Source organism: Desulfogranum marinum, assembly GCF_016918565.1.
Classification (GTDB): Bacteria; Desulfobacterota; Desulfobulbia; order Desulfobulbales; family Desulfobulbaceae; genus Desulfogranum; species Desulfogranum marinum.
The window spans coordinates 1-384 of the sequence record NZ_JAFFQD010000186.1 but is presented as its reverse complement, the minus strand read 5'-3'; the positions used below and the strand labels follow the sequence as shown (position 1 = coordinate 384).

1 protein-coding gene is annotated in these 384 nt (G+C 46.4%); it reads right to left on the bottom strand.

Annotated elements, in window-relative coordinates; genetic code table 11:
* Positions 1–381: sodium:solute symporter family transporter (locus tag JWH17_RS23435; RefSeq protein WP_438941071.1), on the bottom strand; the 381-nt coding region annotated here is incomplete at its 3' end.
* Positions 382–384: the final 3 nt, after the last annotated feature.

Below are 384 nucleotides of genomic sequence, written 5' to 3'. Positions count from 1 at the left end.
GTATAAGCCGCCCCCAAGGATGTGCGCACCTAACCAACCAATTGATGCTAAGAAAATTAATATCGCAACCAGGTTTTTGACTAAGCGGCTGCCACCTGTGTAGTAACAAATTTCCTCACTCATTGTCATAAAGCGATAGTTTCTTACTGGCGCAAATAACCAAGCGGTGAGTAAGATCCCCGTTGCGCCGCCGATGCCATATAACATACCAGCCCAACCATTCGAATAACCGAAACTCACCGCACCAATACTTGACCCTGTTCCCACCATCGTTCCGACGGTAGACCCTAAGGTGAGTAACATCGGTAATTTTCTGCCGCCAAGAATGAAATCTTCACCTGTCTTTTGATGCCTTGTTACATACCAGCCAATGAACATCATGAC